Genomic DNA, 19,412 nt, shown 5'->3' with positions numbered 1-19,412 from the left:
TTTTGTGAATTTTCAATTTGATTAAAGTTCGATATCACCGAACAAGTCAGCCATTGAGAATCCTGTTTGTGTTTCTGGAAGTTCGAAATCACGTTTTTCTTGACGTTTTGGACGACGTGGACGAGCAGCACGTTTTTCTTCTTTTTGTCCTTCTTCTTGAGCTGGACGCTCTTCAAGAGCTTTAATAGAAAGTGATACGCGCTCTGCATCTGCGTTAACTTCAAGAACTTTAACTTTAACTTCTTGACCAACTTTAAGAGCTTCTTTTGGATTTTCAATACGTTTGTGTGAAATTTGTGATACGTGAACAAGTCCATCGATACCTGGCAATACTTCAACAAATGCACCGAAGTCAGTCAAACGTTTAACTGTTCCTTCTACTACATCACCTTTAGCCAATTTTTGCTCAACGCCATCCCATGGTCCAGGTGTTGTTGCTTTAAGTGAAAGTGATACGCGTCCTTCTTCTTCGTTAAGATCAAGGATTTTCACTTCAATTTCTTCACCAACAGTTACAACTGATTTTGGTGATACGTTACGTTCATGTGACAATTCAGTCAAGTGAACCAATCCGTCAACACCACCAAGGTCGATGAAAGCACCGAAACTTGTGATACGTGCAACTTTACCAGTTACTACATCACCAACAGCCAATTTACCGAATACTTCAGCGCGAGCTGCTGCTGTAGCTGCTTCAACAACTTCACGACGTGAAAGGATGAAGCGGTTTTCTTTAGCGTCAACTTCTTTGATTTTAGCATCAAATTCTTGACCTACAAAACGCTCAGTGTTACGTACGAAACGAGTATCCAACATTGAAGCTGGGATAAATCCACGAACACCTTCAAATTCTACTGAAAGTCCACCTTTAACGGCACGAGTTCCTTTAACAGTGACAACTTCTTCTTCGCGACCAACAAGTTTGTCCCATGCTTTGCGAGCTTCAAGGCGTTTTTTAGATACAAGGTATGTAACTGTATCAGTATCTTTACCAACTACTTGACGAAGTACAAGAACATCCAATACTTCTCCTACTTTAACAAAGTCATTGATATCTGCATCGCGATCGTTTGTCAATTCGCGAAGAGTCAAGACACCTTCAACACCAGTTCCAGAGATTGCAACGTTAGCTTGAGTCGCATCAACTGTCAATACTTCAGCACTAACAACATCACCAGTCTCAACTTGGCTAACGCTATTTAGCAAATCTTCAAATTCGTTCATCTAAAAAATCCTCCAACAATCAAGTTTTTCTTAAACTTGACATACTTATAATTTTTTTCCTAAGCACCCGCAAGGACATGTTCATATCGTTCACGTCTTTCAATTATAAAAATAAAATACCCTAAGATATTTTGCTTTTTATCTTGATTATTACCTAAGAACTGGGGTAGCTGGATTCGAACCAACGCATGAGGGAGTCAAAGTCCCTTGCCTTACCGCTTGGCTATACCCCATTGATGAAATGGAGAGAGAGGGATTCGAACCCCCGAACCCGAAGGAGCGGATTTACAGTCCGCCGCGTTTAGCCTCTTCGCTATCTCTCCTACAATCAACATGGACTATTATATCATGAAAATTTCAAAAAAACAAGACTTATTTTGCTAAATTATAATTTTCAATCAAAATTTCCACAGCTTTTTCCAATTTTTTATAAAAACTATCGACATTCCCATTCTTTATGATGGCAAATTGTCCATCTAATTCGGCAATTTCTCCGATAACTTTTTTACCAATGGTCAATGTATAACCTTCAAAACTGTCTTTTCCTACATTGACTTTAGCATCTGCTACTTGAATTTCAATTTTTTTATCTTTCTTACTCATTTCATACCTCTCTTCACTTTTTCTATTTTACAAGAAAATCCTAAAACTAGCAAGAAAAAACTCTATATCATTCCGAGTCTGATATAGAGTTTTCTACTTTATTTAATGTGTTTTTCTAGTTCTTTTTGGTACTTACCGTTTGATTCCAATTTTTCTTTTTGCCATTTTTTCAGTGCTTCTTCATATTCTTTTGTCGTAACGATATCTTTTTGCAATTTCATTCCTTTAAAGATATATGGGTCACCCTTAATACCAACTTGTGAGTATGGTTTTGAGAATGGCACTACATTACTTACAACTGGAGAACCACCAGATGAGGCTGTAGGCATCAATAATGAACTATCTGTCAACCAAGCTTGAGCCTTAGCATATTTTTCATAGCGTTCTTCAAGATTTGTAGTTTCTGAATCTGCATCATCCAATAATTTCTTATACTGGTCCAAACCAAGTTTCGCTACAACATCTTTATCTTTCCCCTTAGTAATACCAAGGTGTTTCATAGCAGAACCTGATTTAGGATCCATGATATTCAAGTAAGATGCTGGGTCTTGATAACTTGGAGCCCATCCTGTACTGTTCAAATCATAGTCTTTTTGAGAAGGAACACGCGCTTGTGAAGTGATTGTTTCCTTTTCATTATCTGTCATTTGAAGAACATCGATGACAACATTTTCAGCACCAAGAGTTGATTCGATAGACTGTTTGAAAGAGTTGCTTTGTTGAACAGCGATGGTATCTGTTTGTTCAACTGGGACATCCAAGTGAATTGGGAAAGTTACCCCTTTAGATTCCAAGTCTTTCTTAGCTTTTTCGAACGCAACTTTAGCCTTGTCAGGGTTGTAGATAGAATCCTTACCGTCAACTAGCTCAACACCTTTCCACTGGTCACCATAGTTCACCAACTCTGCTTGAGCGATTTGACCAAAGTTTTTACCACCTGCTTGAACAAAGTTGTCAGGAACAAGGCTGTTACGAATAATCTTGTCCGCACCGTCTTCACCATTTAGCTGGGCAGCATAAGAATGGCGGTTGAAGGCAAAGTTGATAGCCTGACGGAAGTCCTTATTAAGCATAGCTTCTTTTGTAGAAGTCTTTTGTTCTTCACTTGTTTTCGCAGTTTTATTATATGACTGACGATTTACGTTAAAGGTGAAGTAATAACTACTTGAGTCCTGTGGGCTATAAGTGATTTTATCTCCGTATTGTTCCAAAGTTGAAGCAAAGTTTGAGCTACTTGGGAAGAGACGGGCTGTCGTATAGGCACCTGAAGAGAAGCTACGAATCAACGATTCCTGATCAGAACCATCGTAGTAAGTCAATTTAATCTTTTCGATTTTTACCTTTTCTTTATCCCAGTAATTTGGATTTTTCTCATATTCGATCAACGATTTAGACGTCAAGGTCTTCAAGATATAAGGACCATTGTAGAGAATTCCTGCTGGAGTAACTGCTCCATAATCTTTACCCGATGCCTTCAAAAACTCTTCATTTACAGGCAACATCGTCGCTGTTGTAACTTTAGAATTCCAGAAGCTTTCTGGTTTGTTTAGGGTATATTCGACTGTGTAATCGTCCAAGGCCTTGACACCAACTGTAGAGAAATCATTGGTCTCACCAGTCATGTAGGCATCCAAGCCCTTGATTGAATTTTGGATGAGAGAGACACCGTCTGACTTACCGTCAGCTACGTGTTTCAATCCTGTTACAAAGTCATGGGCTGTTACTTCTGCGTATTCTTCACCTTCTGAAGTGTACCATTTAACTCCTTTACGAAGTTTATAGGTATAAGTCAAACCATCTTTTGAGACAGACCAATCTTCAGCCAAGGAAGGAATAACATTTCCGTATTGGTCATTTTCCATCAAACCATCAATAACATTTCCAATAACGTCTGTCGTCGATGTCCGAGTCGCTATACTGTAGTCCAAAGATGCTGGATCTACTGCATAGACATATGAAAATGTTGTCGGTGCATCTGCTTCTTTATCAGCTTTTCCACAAGCTACTAAAAAAGCTGTTGTGCTCAGGACCACTCCTGCTGTTAAGAGCCACTTTTTCGATTTCATAAAAATCTCCTTTTGTTTATTTTAATCTACTTTTACAATCCAACCTTCTGGCGCTTCAATATCACCAAATTGAATACCTGTCAATTCATCATAGAGTTTACGAGTCACAGGCCCAACTTCTGTCTCACTATAGAATACATGGAAATCATCACCGTGTTGAATCCCTCCAATTGGCGAAATCACTGCTGCTGTACCACAGGCACCTGCCTCTACAAAACGATCCAGATTATCAATTGGGACATCACCCTCAATAGGTGTCAATCCCAAGCGGTGTTCTGCCAAATAAAGCAAAGAATACTTAGTAATAGATGGCAAGATAGATGGACTCAATGGTGTTACAAATTCATTGTCAGCTGTAATTCCAAAGAAGTTAGCTGAACCGACTTCTTCAATCTTTGTATGAGTTGAAGGGTCTAGGTAGATAACATCTGAGAAATGACGTGATTTAGCCAATTTCCCTGGCAAGAGACTGGCAGCATAGTTCCCACCAACCTTAGCCGCACCCGTACCATTTGGAGCGGCACGGTCGTATTCATCCTGAATCAAGAAGTTGGTTGGAACCAAACCACCCTTAAAGTAATTACCAACTGGCATAGCAAAGATGGTAAAAATGTACTCCTCTGCTGGTTTTACCCCGATAATATCTCCAACTCCAATCAAAAGTGGACGAAGATAAAGGGTTCCACCTGTTCCATATGGTGGTATGTATTCTTCATTCGCGCGGACAACTGCCTTACAAGCTTCTACAAACATGTCTGTCGGAACTTGTGGCATCAAGAGACGATCACAAGTGCGTTGCAAACGTTTAGCATTTTCGTCAGGACGGAAAAGTTGAACACTACCATCCTTAGTACGATAAGCTTTCAAACCTTCAAATGCTTGTTGACCATAGTGAAGACTTGGAGAAGACTCTGAAATATGTAAGGTTGCATCCTCTGTAAGCTCTCCTTGATTCCATTGTCCATTTTTAAAATGAGCAATATAGCGATAAGGTAATTTCATATAGGAGAAACCAAGGTTTTCCCAATCAATCGTTACTGTCATATTCCACTCCTTATTCTAAAAACTTATTTCTTTTATTCTACACTATTTTTCTAAAATAGCAAGCATATTTTGTAATTTTCAGAAAATTTCTTCAATAAAAAGAACCAGCTCTTAGAACTGATTCTTCATTTCACTTATTTAGCTTCTGTAAATACTTCTTTAAGATAAGCGTCAAAAACTTCTTCATCTGAAATCGTGTCAGAGATGAAGCTCCCATTGCTTGTGCGTTCTGACAGGTTCAAGTCTTGTAAGCGACTTTCATAGATTGTTCCTTTATTGGATTGGACAAACAGAGTTTGGTCATTCTCGTCCACTTCTGTACTGAAGAGGTCACCAACAAAGCCTTGTTCTGCAACTGCTCCTGCTAAGAAGACACGATGCGGTTTGTTTTTCAACTCACGCAAGACTTGTAAGCCACGTTTGGCACGGCTGGTTGCCGGAATTTCGTCAATAGAAACACGTTTCAAACTTCCACGTTGGGTCAAGAGGTAGAAGGATGAGGTGTTACAGATAAAGGCGGATTGGAGGACATCATCTGCTTTCAGGTTCATAGCTTTGACACCTGCAGCCTTAGCACCGACAACTGGAACCTCTTCGATATTGAAACGAAGGGCATAACCATTTTGGCTAATCAAAAGAACATCATCTAGTTTAATCGGAGCCACTGCTACAATCTGGTCTGTCTCGTCTTTGAGTTTAGCATACTTGACTGATTTAGATTTATAGGTCCGCCATGGAGTGAATTCTTTACGTTCTACGCGTTTGATTTGACCAAGACGAGTAGCTGCAAAATAAGTTGTCGCATCATCAAACTGATCCACGACTTCCACATAAAGGATTTCTTCGTTAGTTTCAAAGTTTGTAATGGTCTGGCTCAGATGCTCTCCGATGTCCTTCCAGCGAATATCTGCTAATTCATGGATTGGTCTGTAGATGACATTTCCAAGACTTGTGAACATCAAGAGGTGCTGGGTTGTCTTGGCAGATTGAACAAAAATCAAACGATCGTCATCACGCTTGCCAATTTCTTCCAGCGTTGAAGCGGCAAAGGAACGTGGGCTGGTACGCTTGATGTAACCTGCCTTGGTCACGCTGACGTAGGTATCTTCCTCAGCGATAAGACTAGCTGTATCAATCTCAATTACTTTTGCTGTGTCTTCTAAAGTACTCAAACGTGGAGTCGCAAATTTCTTCTTGACCTCACGAAGCTCTTTCTTCATGAGATTGTACATGGTCCGTTCATCCCCGATGATAGCCGCAAGCATGGCAATCTTTTCACGCAATTCTGCTTCTTCTTCCTGCAAGACAACCACATCGGTATTGGTCAAACGATACAGTTGCAAGGTTACGATAGCCTCAGCCTGCTCCTCTGTAAAATCATAGCTAACTTTGAGGTTTTCCTTGGCATCAGCCTTGTTCTCAGAAGCACGGATAAGGGCAATGACTTCGTCCAAAATCGAAATCACACGAATCAAACCTTCGACGATATGGAGACGTTTTTCAGCCTTTTCCTTGTCATAGCGTGAACGCGCTAAAATCACTTCACGACGGTGGGCGATGTAGCTAGACAAGATTGGAACGATCCCAACCTGACGAGGCGTGAAATTGTCAATCGCCACCATGTTAAAGTTATAGTTGATTTGCAGATCTGTGTACTTAAAGAGATAGTTGAGGACAAGCTCTGTATTGGCATCTTTTTTTAGCTCAATAGCAATACGTAGACCATCACGGTCAGACTCGTCGCGAACCTCAGCGATTCCTGCTACCTTGTTATTGACACGGACTTCATCAATCTTCTTGACTAGATTGGCCTTGTTGATTTCATAAGGAATCTCAGTAATAACGATTTGTTCCTTACCACCTTTGAGCTTTTCAATCTCAGTCTTGGAACGAACAACCACGCGCCCTTTCCCAGTTTCATAGGCCTTCTTGATTTCATCACGACCTTGAATGATTCCTCCTGTCGGGAAATCTGGTCCAGGCAAGAATTCCATGAGTTTTTCTACCTTGGCAGTTGGGTGGTCAATCATGTAAATCGTCGCATCAATAACCTCAGCTAAATTATGAGGTGGAATATCTGTGGCATAACCAGCCGAAATACCAGTAGAACCATTGACCAAAAGATTTGGAAAGGCTGCTGGTAAGACAGTAGGTTCTTTCTCGGTATCGTCAAAGTTCCAAGCAAAAGGAACTGTCTTTTTCTCGATATCCTGAAGAAGGTAGCCTGCAATCTCAGACAAACGCGCCTCAGTATAACGCATTGCGGCAGGTGGATCCCCGTCCATAGAACCGTTGTTACCGTGCATTTCAACTAGAATCTCACGATTTTTCCAGTCCTGTGACATACGGACCATGGCATCATAGATAGAAGAATCACCGTGTGGATGAAAATTACCCATGATGTTCCCGACAGACTTGGCCGACTTGCGGTAACTCTTATCAAAGGTATTGCCATCCTTATTCATCGAATAAAGAATGCGGCGCTGAACCGGCTTCAATCCATCACGAATATCTGGCAAAGCCCGGTCTTGAATAATGTACTTGGAGTAGCGACCAAAGCGCTCTCCCATAATGTCCTCAAGGGACATGTTTTGAATGTTAGACATATAGGATACAGAGCCCGTAAAATATCAAGTGAAAATAGAAAATTCTTGCAGTTAGCGATACTCACAAGAGAATTTATCTTTTTCACACAGTATCTAGGGCGTGTTCAACTCCTTTCAAAGAATGTAGAGTGGGTTTTTATACAGTGAAGGATACTTTACAGAAATTAGTCCCTTATTCAGTTAAGATACAAAGGGACGTTTCGGCTTGCCGGAAATTTCTGTAGAAAAATAGGAAATCGATGTAGGGCTCTATGAAGTCAAGACGATTTGACTTTTTCCGAATAAAATTAGTCCCGTGTTCAGTTACTACAAACAAGCAAACGACTCTTTCTGTAGTTTAAAGTTTTAATTTATGTTTTTTGCTTACTTAGTGATTTGGAAGTATATCTTCAGCATACTGAATCATTCTCTCAGCGATTTCTTTATCGTAGTCAAATCCCATCTTTTGAGCAAGGGACTGAGCCTCTCTGTGGAAAAGTTGCATCGTAGCAAATAGAGACTGAGTGATTTTGTCTAAACTGGAAAAATCAAGCAGATTTGAGAATTCCTTCTCTTTCCGCTCATGTAAATAGTTAAAGAGATACTTATAATTCTTACCGATGTCGACCTTTCCCTTATCTGCTGCCACTTGCCAAGCTAAAAGCTTGAGCAATTCTTGTTGGCAGATTCCATAGAGATGGTCCGTCGTATAGATGACTTGTTTGCGACAAATCCCTTTAACCACGTAGGTCGACACCCACCAAAATTCATTGCAGGATTTTTCAAAATCTGTCTGACTAGCTGGATTCGTCCAGTAGCGCTTCGGACTAGGCAGATAAGATTCAAACAAACCTTTATCATCTTTCAAAACTGTATAATCAGCCTCACTATCCACCCACTCTTGAATTTGTTGTTTTGGACAGAGGGTTAGATCAATTCGATTTCCATCTTCAAAGAGCATGAGGTATAGACAACGTTGACCAAGACCAACTTCTTGCTCGATAATGCGTTTGCCAAACTGGTCCAACCAAGATAAATCTGTAATCAGCTCGTCCAGATTCTCTACAACATAGACTACGTCATAGTCTTGAAATTCATCTTTTGAGGCTTTTGTATCAGTCCGTGAACCAGACATGGCGACAGCCGCGACTTGTAAGGTTTCAGCAGTCTTTAAAATTACATCGATCATTTCTGTTTCAGTTCTCATGTTTATACCCATTCATTAAAAACTAACTTAAAATACTGTCGCTTCTTCCAGCGTAAACTTGACATTATCCTCAATCCACTTACGGCGTGGTTCGACCTTGTCACCCATGAGGACATTGACGCGGCGTTCGGCGCGAGCCAAGTCTTCAATGGTGACACGGATAAGGGTACGCGTTTCTGGGTTCATAGTTGTTTCCCAGAGCTGGTCCGCATTCATCTCACCAAGTCCCTTGTAGCGTTGGAGAGTAGCGCCTTTACCGAACTGTTTACGGAGCTCTTCTAGCTCACCGTCCGTCCAAGCATAGGCCACTTCTTCTTTCTTGCCTTTTCCTTTGGACATCTTGTAAAGAGGCGGAAGGGCGATATAGACATGTCCTGCCTCAACTAGCGGACGCATGTAACGATAGAAAAATGTCAAGAGCAAGGTTTGGATATGAGCACCGTCAGTATCCGCATCGGTCATGATAATGATCTTATCATAGTTGGCATCTTCAATGGAGAAGTCTGCTCCCACACCCGCACCTATAGTATAAATCATAGTGTTGATTTCTTCATTTTTGAGAATATCCGCCATCTTGGCCTTGGCTGTATTGATAACCTTACCACGAAGAGGCAAGATTGCCTGGAACTTGCGGTCACGGCCTTGTTTGGCAGAACCTCCGGCAGAATCCCCCTCGACTAGATAGAGTTCATTCTTAGCCGGATTCTTAGATTGGGCTGGGGTCAATTTCCCAGACAACAAGCCCTTATCCTTTTTATTTTTCTTCCCATTTCGGCTCTCATCACGTGCCTTACGTGCCGCTTCGCGAGCATCACGGGCCTTGATAGCCTTGCGGATGAGGTTAGAAGCCAATTCCCCATTTTCCATAAGGAAAAAGGTCAACTTATCAGCCACAATTCCATCCACAACAGGACGAGCAAGAGGGCTTCCTAGCTTATCCTTGGTCTGTCCTTCAAACTGCAAATGTTCTTCCGGAACCAAGATAGAAAGAACGGCCGCTAGTCCTTCACGATAGTCTGACCCTTCAAGGTTTTTATCTTTTTCCTTGAGAAGCCCCGTCTTACGCGCATAGTCATTCATAACCTTGGTGATAGCAGACTTGAGACCTGTCTCGTGCGTTCCACCGTCCTTGGTGCGAACGTTATTGACAAAGGATAGAATGTTATCTGAAAATCCGTCATTGTACTGGAGGGCCACTTCCACTTGGAAACCATTGTCTTCCCCTTCAAAGTAAAGAACTGGCGTTAAGGTCTCCTTGTCTTCGTTGAGGTAAGAAACAAAGTCTTGTACCCCATTTTCATAGTGGAATTCAATCGCTTCGTCTGTTCGTTTATCAGTCAAAGACAAGGTCACATTTTTCAAGAGAAAGGCTGATTCATTAAGACGCTCTGAGATGGTATTGTACTTGAAATCTGTCGTAGAAAAGATCGTCGCATCTGGCATGAAGGTCACTTTGGTACCTGTCTTAGACTTGGGTGCTGTACCGATTTTCTTCAGAGTCGTGACAGGTTTTCCACCATTTTCAAAACGTTGCTTATAGATTGCCCCATCACGGGTAATTTCAACTTCCAGCCAACTTGAAAGAGCGTTAACAACGGAAGAACCCACCCCGTGGAGACCACCAGATGTCTTGTAGCCACCCTGACCGAATTTCCCTCCGGCGTGAAGAATGGTAAAGATAACCTCAACTGTTGGGATTCCCATCGCGTGCATTCCAGTCGGCATCCCACGTCCGTGGTCTTGAACCGTTAAACTGCCGTCTTTATTAATGGTCACATCAATACGGTCACCAAATCCAGACAAGGCTTCATCGACAGCATTATCGACGATTTCCCAGACTAGGTGGTGGAGCCCAGCGCCATCGGTCGATCCGATATACATCCCTGGACGTTTTCGGACCGCATCCAACCCTTCTAGCACCTGAATGGCATCATCATTATAATTGTTAATATTGATTTCCTTTTTTGACACAAGGAACCTCCTATTCGTTCATCTTTACTATTCTACAGGTTTTCCAAGGATTTTGCAAAATTTTTCTTTCTCCGGTGTGACAATTTCAGAAGAGATTCTCTGCCTTTCTTCTCCATTTCATGATATAATAGGAGTATGATTACAATAGTTTTATTAATCCTAGCTTATCTGCTGGGTTCGATTCCGTCTGGTCTCTGGATTGGACAAGTATTCTTTCAAATCAATCTGCGCGAGCATGGTTCTGGTAACACTGGAACGACCAATACCTTCCGCATTTTAGGCAAGAAAGCTGGTATGGCAACCTTTGTGATTGACTTTTTCAAAGGAACCCTAGCAACACTTCTTCCGATTATGTTTCATCTGCAAGGTGTTTCGCCTCTCATCTTTGGACTTTTGGCTGTCATTGGACATACCTTCCCTATCTTTGCAGGATTTAAGGGTGGAAAGGCTGTCGCAACCAGTGCAGGAGTGGTTTTCGGATTTGCGCCTGTCTTCTGTCTCTACCTAGCAGTTGTTTTCTTTGGAACCCTCTATCTTGGTAGTATGATTTCACTATCTAGTGTCACAGCATCTATCGCGGCTGTTATCGGGGTTCTACTTTTTCCACTTTTTGGTTTTATTCTGAATCACTATGATCTTCTCTTCATCGCTATTATCCTAGCTCTTGCTAGTTTGATTATCATTCGTCATAAGGACAATATCGCTCGTATCAAAAATAAAACTGAAAATTTGGTCCCTTGGGGATTGAACCTAAGTCACCAACATCCTAAAAAATAAAACGCCAGTTCTGTACTGACGTTTTTTTGTATGCTTATTTTGATTTGATATAGTTGATACCATCTGCTTTTGGTGCGACTGCTTTTCCAAAGAAGGCTGCCAAGACTAGAATTGTCAAAACATAAGGTGCGATTTGAAGATAAACCGCAGGCACTCCTTGTAGGAATGGCAATTGAGAGCCGATAACAGCCAAACTTTGTGAAAGTCCAAAGAAGAGACTAGAAAGCATGGCTCCGATTGGATTCCATTTTCCGAAGATCATCGCAGCAAGGGCGATAAATCCAGGTCCAACAATAGTTGTCACTGAGAAGTTAACTGATATGGATTGAGCATAAATCGCTCCGCCAATTCCACCGAGGAAACCTGAAATAATAACCCCTAAATATCTCATCTTATAGACATTGATTCCCAAGGTATCAGCTGCTTGAGGGTGCTCACCGACAGAGCGGAGACGAAGACCAAAGCGCGTTTTGAAGAGAATAAACCAAGCAAGGAACGAGAAGGCAATGGCCAGATAACCAAGAAGACTAGTTGACTTGAAGAAAATATCACCGATAACTGGGATATTTGCCAAGACTGGGAAATCAAAGCGTCCAAAAGTCTGACTTAGGTTGTCGGTTTGACCTTTGTTATAAAGAACTTTCACTAAGAAAACAGCCAAGGCAGGCGCCATCAAGTTCAATACCGTACCGCTGACAACATGGTCTGCACGGAAATGAACTGTTGCCGCTGCGTGGATGATAGAAAAGATTCCCCCTACCAATCCTGCTACAAGCAAAGATAGCCATGGAGTTGCTGCTCCAAATTGTTCTGCAAATTCAAGGTTAAAGACAACTCCAGAAAAGGCACCCATAACCATAATTCCTTCAAGGCCGACGTTTACGACACCACCACGTTCAGAGAAAACACCACCAATACTTGTAAAGATGAGGGGCGCTGAGTAAATCAGCATAGAAGACACCAAGAGGGTGAGCAAGGTTGTAATAGACATCTTTACTTACCTCCTTTAACTTGTTTTTTCGGTTTGACAAAGCGTTCGATAAGGTAATGAACACTGACAAAGAAGATAATAGACGCTGTTACAATGCTGACAAGCTCAGATGGTACCTGCGCCGCATTCATACCAGGAGCTCCAACTTGGAGAACACCAAATAAGAAGGCTGCAAATAGAATACCAATTGGTGAGTTGGCCGCAAGCAGACTAACCGCCATTCCGTTAAATCCGACAGCTAATGACGCCCCCTGAACATAAACGTTCTGGAAGGTTCCCAGACCTTCAACAGCTCCACCAAGACCAGCCAAGGCACCTGAGATAATCATTGAGAGGATAATCGTTCTTTTTGCAGAAATACCAGCATATTCTGAAGCATGTGAATTAAGACCAACAGCACGGATTTCAAAACCAAGAGTTGTTTTCTTGAGCATGAACCAAATAACTGCAACGGCAATGATGGCAAAGAAAATACCAATATTCATCCGCGAATTACCAGTCAACTCAGACAACCAAGGTGTCTGATAGGTTGCATTAGCCCCAACACGAATGGTCGAATCTGTACTTTGCATGAAGTCTTTAGGGAAAGCATGGATAAAGGCATTCCCTACATACAAGACAATGTAGTTCATCATGATGGTTACGATAACCTCTGACGTCCCTAGATAGGCTCTAAGAATACCTGGAATCGCTCCGACAATCCCACCAGCAATCAGGGCAATCACGATAGTTGCTAGAATCATCAAGGGACGTGGCATATCTGGATGAGACAAGGCAAACCAACCACTGAGAATCCAACCTGCCAAAGCCTGACCAGGAAGCCCGACGTTAAAGAAACCTGCGCGACTGGCAACGGCAAAACCCAGACCAATCAAGACCAAAGGCCCCATAGCACGGAAGATTTCTCCAATCCCACGCAGACTACCAAAGGCTGTATAGAACAATTCTTCGTAGCCCCAAATAGCATCATAACCGAAGATCCACATGACAATGGCTCCGAGTAAAATTCCTAGGAATACAGAAATCAAGGGAACCGAAATTTGTTGTAATTTTTTAGACATCACTCTTCTCCTTTCCCAAGTTTCCACCAGCCATCAAGACACCAAGCTCTTGTTTATTGGTTGTTTCTGGTGATACAATACCTTGAATCTTACCATCATGGATAACAGCAATACGGTCTGAGACGTTTAAAATCTCATCCAATTCAAAGCTGACAACAAGGACAGCTTTACCATTATCACGCTCTTCAATCAAGCGTTTGTGGATATATTCAATAGCACCGACATCCAAACCACGAGTTGGCTGGCTGACGATAAGGAGATCAGGATCACGATCAATTTCACGAGCAATAATTGCTTTTTGTTGATTTCCTCCTGAAAGTGCAGCTGCAGGAACAAATTCACTGGCAGCACGAACATCAAATTCTTCCATTAACTTTTTAGCATAAGAAGTAATATTTGAATAGTTCAAAATTCCATTTTTACTATGTGGTTCTTTATAGTAGGTTTGAAGGGCAATATTTTCAGAAATCATCATTTCCAAAATCAAGCCATCACGGTGGCGGTCTTCTGGAACGTGCCCAACACTTAGTTCTGTAATTTGTCGTGGGTGCAAGCCTACAATTGAATCTCCTTTTAGCTCAATGCTACCAGATTCAACCTTGCGAAGACCTGTAATGGCTTGAATCAGTTCAGACTGACCATTTCCATCAATCCCTGCAATACCAACAATCTCTCCAGCACGAACATCCAAGGACAGATTTTTCACAGCTGGGACACCGCGGTTTTCATTGACCACCAAATCTTTGATTGACAAGACCACTTCTTTTGGTTGAGAGGCTTGTTTCTCTGTTTTAAAGGAAACAGAACGACCTACCATCATTTCCGCCAAATCAGCATTGGTAGCTCCTGCAATTTCGACAGTTTCAATTGATTTCCCACGACGGATAACTGTAACGCGGTCAGAAACTGCTCGAATCTCGTCCAACTTGTGGGTAATCAAGATAATTGATTTTCCTTCTTTGACAAGATTTTTCAAAATAGCCATCAACTCATCAATTTCTGATGGAGTCAAGACAGCCGTTGGTTCATCAAAGATAAGGATATCAGCTCCCCGATAAAGGGTTTTTAAAATTTCTACACGTTGTTGGGCTCCAACTGAGATGTCTGCTACCTTGGCAGAAGGGTCAACAGCTAAGCCATAACGTTCAGAAAGAGCCTTGATTTCTTTACTAGCTCCAGCGATATCTAACACACCATTTTTAGTTAATTCACTTCCTAAAATGATGTTTTCAGCCACTGTGAAGGCTTCTACCAACATAAAGTGCTGGTGAACCATTCCGATTCCCAAGCTAGCTGCTTTAGAGGGGGAGTCGAGGTTAACAACTTGACCGTTGACCACAATTTCACCACTGGTTGGTTCAAGAAGCCCTGCTAACATATTCATTAGCGTAGACTTTCCAGCCCCATTTTCTCCTAAAAGTGCATGAATTTCACCTTTTCGTAGGTGCAGGTTGATTTTGTCGTTGGCAACAAATTCACCAAACACCTTGGTAATATCACGCATCTCAATGACATTTTCGTGTGCCATGTGCTCTTCCTTTCAGAGTCTTATTTTATTTCAATAAAACTTGCTAGTTTCTCTAGTAGCAAGCTTTACTGAGACAAAATGACTTTGTCTCAACTCTTAAAAAGCGGCCGATGGCCGCTTCCTAAGAAATAACTTCCATCCATTATTTTGCAGGAACTTTTACGCTTCCATCAAGGATTTTAGCTTTTGCATCTTCAACGGCTTTTTTACCTTCTTCAGAAAGGTTAGTTGTTACCAAGTCAACCCCTTTATCTTTCAATGAATAAACGATCACTTGACCGCCAGGGAATTCACCTTTTTCTGCCTTGTTAGAAATATCTTTTACAGTTGTACCAACTTGTTTCAAAGTAGATGCAAGAACAAAGTTTGATTCTTTGCCATCTTTAGAAGTGTATTTACCTTCTGCTTCTTGGTCACGGTCAACACCGATAACCCAAACTTTTTCATTTTCAGGACGGCTTTCGTTGAGTGATTTTGCTTCTGCAAAGACACCAGCACCTGTACCACCAGCTACTTGGTAAACAATATCTGCACCGGCTGCGTATTGTGCAGCTGCAATTGTTTTACCTTTAGCAGCATCACCAAATGAACCAGCGTAGTCAACTTGGACTTTGATAGATGGGTCTACTGACGCAACACCAGCTTTGAATCCTGCTTCAAAACGAGAGATAACTTCTGACTCCTGCCCACCTACAAAACCAACTTGTTTTGTCTTAGTTGTTTTTGCTGCAGCTACACCTGCAAGGTAACCTGACTCATTATCAGCGAAAGTTACGCTCGCAACATTCTTTTGATCTTTAATCACATCATCAATCAAGACATAGTTCAAATCAGTGTGCTCTGCTGCTGCATCTTTAACTGCATTGTGAAGGGCAAAACCAACACCGAAGATTAGGTTGTAACTTCCAGCCGCTTGTTGCAAGTTGTTAGCGTAGTCAGCTTCACTTGTTGATTGGAAGTAAGTGAAACCGTTATCTTTTGAAAGATTGTGTTCTTTACCCCAAGCCTGCAAACCTTCCCAAGCTGATTGGTTGAATGATTTGTCATCAACACCACCAGTATCAGTGACGATTGCTGCTTTTGTCTTCACATCAGAAGATGAAGCTGCGTTACGAGAAGAGCGGTTACCACATGCAGCAAGTCCAACTGCTGCCACTGCAACTAGACCAAGGCCTAGCCATTGTTTCTTGTTCATTACTGAACCTCCTAAATAAGATGTGCAACGATGTTGCAAGTATGGATTGGTTGGCCACAAGGACCGTGCCACTCAGAGAGCGACTCAGACTAGTTTAAGTCTGTAAAAGAGTATGGAAGTAACTCCCCGACCGTCATCTCGACCGTCGATTTATCTTTTGCGACTAAGGTCACTTTTAGATCTTGTTCAAAAAATTCAGCCATCACTTGGCGACAAGCACCACATGGCGAGATTGGTTTTTCAGTTTGTCCATAAACAATCAATTCGGAAAACTCTCTTTGGCCTTCGGAAACTGCTTTAAAAATCGCTGTACGCTCTCCGCAGTTGGTCAAAGGATAGCTAGCATTCTCAATATTGACACCTGTATAAGTGCTACCATCTTTTGTCACTAAAACAGCTCCGACTGGAAAATGAGAATAGGGCACATAGGCTTTCTTGCTGGTTTCAATTGCTAGTTCAATCAACTCAGTAGTCGCCATCAGCCAATTCTCCTTTTAAAATGGCTACCCCAGCTGACGTTCCAATACGGGTCGCCCCTGCTTCTACAAATGCAAGAGCATCTGCATAAGAACGAGCTCCGCCGGCAGCCTTGACACCCATTTCTGGTCCAACTGTTTCACGCATTAATCTAACATCTGCTACCGTAGCACCACCAGTTGAAAAGCCAGTTGAAGTTTTTACGAAGTCAGCTCCCGCTTTTTGAGCTAATTGGCAAGCCACAACTTTTTCTTGGTCTGTCAGAAGGCAAGCTTCAATAATGACTTTCACTAACTTGTCACCACTTGCTTCTACTACTGCGCGAATATCCGACTCAACCAAATCAAGATTACCTGTTTTGAGAGCTCCAACATTAATCACCATATCAATCTCATCTGCACCATTTTGGATAGCTTCCTTGGTTTCAAAAGCTTTCACAGTTGAAGTTGTTGCTCCCAAGGGGAAACCTACTACTGTGCAGACCTTGACATCTGTGCCTTCAAGCCCTTTTTTAGCATGTTCAACCCAGGTCGGATTAACGCAAACACTGGCAAAATCATACTCTCTAGCTTCAGACAACAAACAATCAATTTGATTTACTGTCGCATCTTGTTTCAAAAGTGTATGATCGATATATTTATTTAATTTCATATTCGGATTCTCCTGCAGTTTATGAGATTATTTCTATGATTTCTCGTAAACTTTGCACACTATCATTTATTTTAACATATTTTTGAAAATCTGTAACTAGCTGAGGAGAAATTTTTCCATTTGTGTATACTTTTGCAACAATTTCTCCCTTTTGAACGGAATCTCCAACTTTCTTTTCAAAAACAATTCCTGTCTCATAGTCCAAGGCATCAGACTTGACTGCACGGCCTGCCCCCAGTCTCATAGCATAAAGCCCAAATTCCATAGCTGGAAGAGCTGAAATGACACCCGTTTCCTGGGCAGGGATTTCCACCACATGGGTAACATTGACAGGACGATAGAGGTCTTCCAAGTCTCCACCTTGGGCTTGGACCATTTCCTCAAACTTAGCCAGCGCTTGACCATTCTCAAGATGTTGGTGAACTTCTTCAACTGTCTTGTTTACATTTGCTAAACCAAGCATAATTTGAGCCAATTCGCATATAAAATGGGTAATATCCTGACGACCTTGACCTTGTAAAGTCTCCAGTGCTTCAAGAATTTCGAGGCGATTTCCAATTGCTCGTCCCAAGGGCTGACTCATATCCGTAATGACTGCTACCGTCTTTCGACCAACTGCCTTACCAAGTTCCACCATGGTTTGAGCCAATTCACGCGCCTCATCAACCGTCTTCATGAAGGCACCCTCACCGACAGTCACGTCTAGCAGAATAGCATCCGCCCCTGCCGCAATTTTCTTGCTCATCACCGAACTAGCAATCAAAGGAATCGTGTCAACAGTTGCGGTCACATCACGTAGGGCGTAGAGAAGCTTATCCGCTTTGACCAGCTGGTCTGATTGCCCAATGACAGATACACCAATGTCCTGTACTTGACGAATAAAATCCTCTTGACTACGTTCTACTTGATAGCCCTTAATGGACTCCAATTTATCAATTGTTCCACCCGTATGGCCAAGACCACGACCACTCATTTTGGCTACAGGCACACCAAAGCTAGCAACAAGAGGAGCCAAAATCAAGGTTACCTTATCACCAACACCACCCGTAGAATGCTTGTCAACCTTAACCCCATCAATAGCTGATAAATCAAACTCTTGACCTGTCTTAACCATATTCATAGTCAAATCTGAGATTTCTCGTGTCGTCATTCCTTTGAAATAGACAGCCATAGCAAAGGCAGACATCTGATAATCAGGAACAGTTCCTGATACATAGCCTTCAACTAGCCATTCAATTTCACTCGAAGTCAGTTCTTGACCATCTCGTTTCTTTTGGATTAAATCAACTGCTCTCATTCGTTCACACTTCTAAGGATATAGTATCCCTTATCTTTTTTGACAATCTCACAATTACCAAACACATCTTCCATCTTGGACTTGGCACTTGGAGCCCCTTGTTTCTTCTGAATAACGATTGTTAAATCCCCACCAGTTTCCAAAAAATCTTTACTTTTCTCAATGATTTCATGAACCACTTGCTTGCCTGCACGGATAGGAGGATTGGAAATGACATGGTCAAAATGTCCTTCAACTTGTTCATAGATGTTGGACTGGAAAATCGTCGCTTCTATTTTATTTCGTTCAGCATTTTGTCGCGCCAAATCCAAGGCACGATTATTGATATCGACCATGGTCGACTGAACTCCATAAGCCTTAGCTAAAGACAAGCCCAAAGGTCCGTAACCACAGCCTACATCAAGAACAGTTTCTCCTTGGTTGACCTCAAGACACTTGAGCAAGAGTTGACTCCCAAAGTCAATCATTTTCTTGCTAAAAACACCCGCATCCGTCAAAAAGGTCATTTTTTCTCCCAACAAGTCCACTCTCAACTCATGAATGTCGTGAGCAGCGTCAGGATTTTCTGCATAATACATTTTACTCATGAAACTATTTTACCATAATTTGACTTAAATTGTAAATCGTTTACAAATTGATCATAAAACGAAAAAGACTGAAGAAAGCTAGTAAACAAGACTTTTTCTTCAATCTCTTTTAACTTTTATAACCGAATAACAAAGCACGTAGGACTAG

General features: G+C 41.8%; 16 protein-coding genes and 2 tRNA genes. 1 reads left to right on the top strand and 17 read right to left on the bottom strand.

Annotated features, from left to right (window positions below):
* Positions 1-21: 21 nt before the first annotated feature.
* The 9 genes from rpsA to parE all read right to left on the bottom strand — a co-directional run bounded on the left by rpsA (position 22) and on the right by parE (position 10,700).
* Complete coding sequence (gene rpsA, locus TZ91_RS02750) at positions 22-1,224, bottom strand: 30S ribosomal protein S1 (protein WP_001001630.1); 1,203 nt, start codon at positions 1,222-1,224, stop codon at positions 22-24.
* 161 nt (positions 1,225-1,385) lie between these two features.
* Positions 1,386-1,457 (bottom strand) — tRNA-Gln (locus TZ91_RS02745).
* A 9-nt stretch (positions 1,458-1,466) separates the two neighbouring features.
* A tRNA-Tyr gene (locus tag TZ91_RS02740) sits at positions 1,467-1,547 on the bottom strand.
* A gap of 49 nt (positions 1,548-1,596) precedes the next feature.
* On the bottom strand, positions 1,597-1,827 hold the full coding sequence (locus tag TZ91_RS02735) for a DUF2969 domain-containing protein (RefSeq protein WP_000037113.1): 231 nt from the start codon (positions 1,825-1,827) through the stop codon (positions 1,597-1,599).
* A gap of 98 nt (positions 1,828-1,925) precedes the next feature.
* Complete coding sequence (locus tag TZ91_RS02730; protein ID WP_033686667.1) at positions 1,926-3,893, bottom strand: peptide ABC transporter substrate-binding protein; 1,968 nt, start codon at positions 3,891-3,893, stop codon at positions 1,926-1,928.
* 21 nt (positions 3,894-3,914) lie between these two features.
* Positions 3,915-4,937, bottom strand: a complete 1,023-nt coding sequence (locus TZ91_RS02725) for a branched-chain amino acid aminotransferase (protein WP_033686668.1) — start codon at positions 4,935-4,937, stop codon at positions 3,915-3,917.
* A gap of 134 nt (positions 4,938-5,071) precedes the next feature.
* On the bottom strand, positions 5,072-7,543 hold the full coding sequence (gene parC / locus TZ91_RS02720) for a DNA topoisomerase IV subunit A (RefSeq protein ID WP_080702839.1): 2,472 nt from the start codon (positions 7,541-7,543) through the stop codon (positions 5,072-5,074).
* Positions 7,544-7,910: 367 nt separating this feature from the next.
* Positions 7,911-8,729, bottom strand: coding sequence for an aminoglycoside 6-adenylyltransferase (locus TZ91_RS02715; RefSeq protein ID WP_033686875.1), 819 nt, complete (start codon positions 8,727-8,729; stop codon positions 7,911-7,913).
* A 27-nt stretch (positions 8,730-8,756) separates the two neighbouring features.
* Entirely contained in the window at positions 8,757-10,700 is a 1,944-nt protein-coding gene (parE, locus tag TZ91_RS02710; protein WP_004261495.1) for a DNA topoisomerase IV subunit B, read from the bottom strand.
* A 135-nt stretch (positions 10,701-10,835) separates the two neighbouring features.
* Here parE and plsY point away from each other — a divergent pair, with 135 nt between their 5' ends.
* Positions 10,836-11,477: a glycerol-3-phosphate 1-O-acyltransferase PlsY gene (gene plsY / locus TZ91_RS02705; protein WP_033686670.1), complete on the top strand. Its 642-nt coding sequence runs from the start codon at positions 10,836-10,838 to the stop codon at positions 11,475-11,477.
* A gap of 34 nt (positions 11,478-11,511) precedes the next feature.
* Here the strand turns inward: plsY and TZ91_RS02700 are convergent, their stop codons facing one another.
* The 8 genes from TZ91_RS02700 to TZ91_RS02665 all read right to left on the bottom strand — a co-directional run bounded on the left by TZ91_RS02700 (position 11,512) and on the right by TZ91_RS02665 (position 19,264).
* The gene (locus TZ91_RS02700; protein ID WP_023940960.1) at positions 11,512-12,468 is read right to left on the bottom strand and encodes an ABC transporter permease; all 957 of its coding nucleotides are present in this window, start codon (positions 12,466-12,468) and stop codon (positions 11,512-11,514) included.
* Between the two features lie 2 nt (positions 12,469-12,470).
* Entirely contained in the window at positions 12,471-13,529 is a 1,059-nt protein-coding gene (locus tag TZ91_RS02695; RefSeq protein WP_045597035.1) for an ABC transporter permease, read from the bottom strand.
* Positions 13,522-15,057 carry an ABC transporter ATP-binding protein gene (locus TZ91_RS02690; RefSeq protein WP_004261507.1) on the bottom strand — a complete coding sequence of 512 codons (1,536 nt, stop codon included), beginning with the start codon at positions 15,055-15,057 and terminating at the stop codon, positions 13,522-13,524. The genes TZ91_RS02695 and TZ91_RS02690 overlap by 8 nt, the downstream gene beginning before the upstream one ends.
* Positions 15,058-15,199: 142 nt before the next feature.
* A complete protein-coding gene (locus TZ91_RS02685) occupies positions 15,200-16,252 on the bottom strand; it encodes a BMP family lipoprotein (RefSeq protein ID WP_033686671.1) in 1,053 nt (350 codons plus the stop codon).
* A gap of 89 nt (positions 16,253-16,341) precedes the next feature.
* Positions 16,342-16,731: a cytidine deaminase gene (locus TZ91_RS02680; protein WP_033686672.1), complete on the bottom strand. Its 390-nt coding sequence runs from the start codon at positions 16,729-16,731 to the stop codon at positions 16,342-16,344.
* On the bottom strand, positions 16,718-17,380 hold the full coding sequence (gene deoC, locus TZ91_RS02675) for a deoxyribose-phosphate aldolase (protein ID WP_033686673.1): 663 nt from the start codon (positions 17,378-17,380) through the stop codon (positions 16,718-16,720). Before deoC ends, TZ91_RS02680 begins: the two co-directional genes overlap by 14 nt.
* Positions 17,381-17,399: 19 nt before the next feature.
* On the bottom strand, positions 17,400-18,677 hold the full coding sequence (locus tag TZ91_RS02670; RefSeq protein WP_024057940.1) for a pyrimidine-nucleoside phosphorylase: 1,278 nt from the start codon (positions 18,675-18,677) through the stop codon (positions 17,400-17,402).
* The gene (locus TZ91_RS02665) at positions 18,674-19,264 is read right to left on the bottom strand and encodes a class I SAM-dependent methyltransferase (protein ID WP_080702840.1); all 591 of its coding nucleotides are present in this window, start codon (positions 19,262-19,264) and stop codon (positions 18,674-18,676) included. The genes TZ91_RS02670 and TZ91_RS02665 overlap by 4 nt, the downstream gene beginning before the upstream one ends.
* Positions 19,265-19,412: the final 148 nt, after the last annotated feature.

Origin of the sequence: Streptococcus mitis (assembly GCF_000960025.1) — a bacterium.
GTDB classification, from domain to species: Bacteria; Bacillota; Bacilli; order Lactobacillales; family Streptococcaceae; genus Streptococcus; species Streptococcus mitis_DH.
Note: the sequence above shows the minus strand (reverse complement) of the source record. Positions and strands in the feature narration are given on the sequence as shown.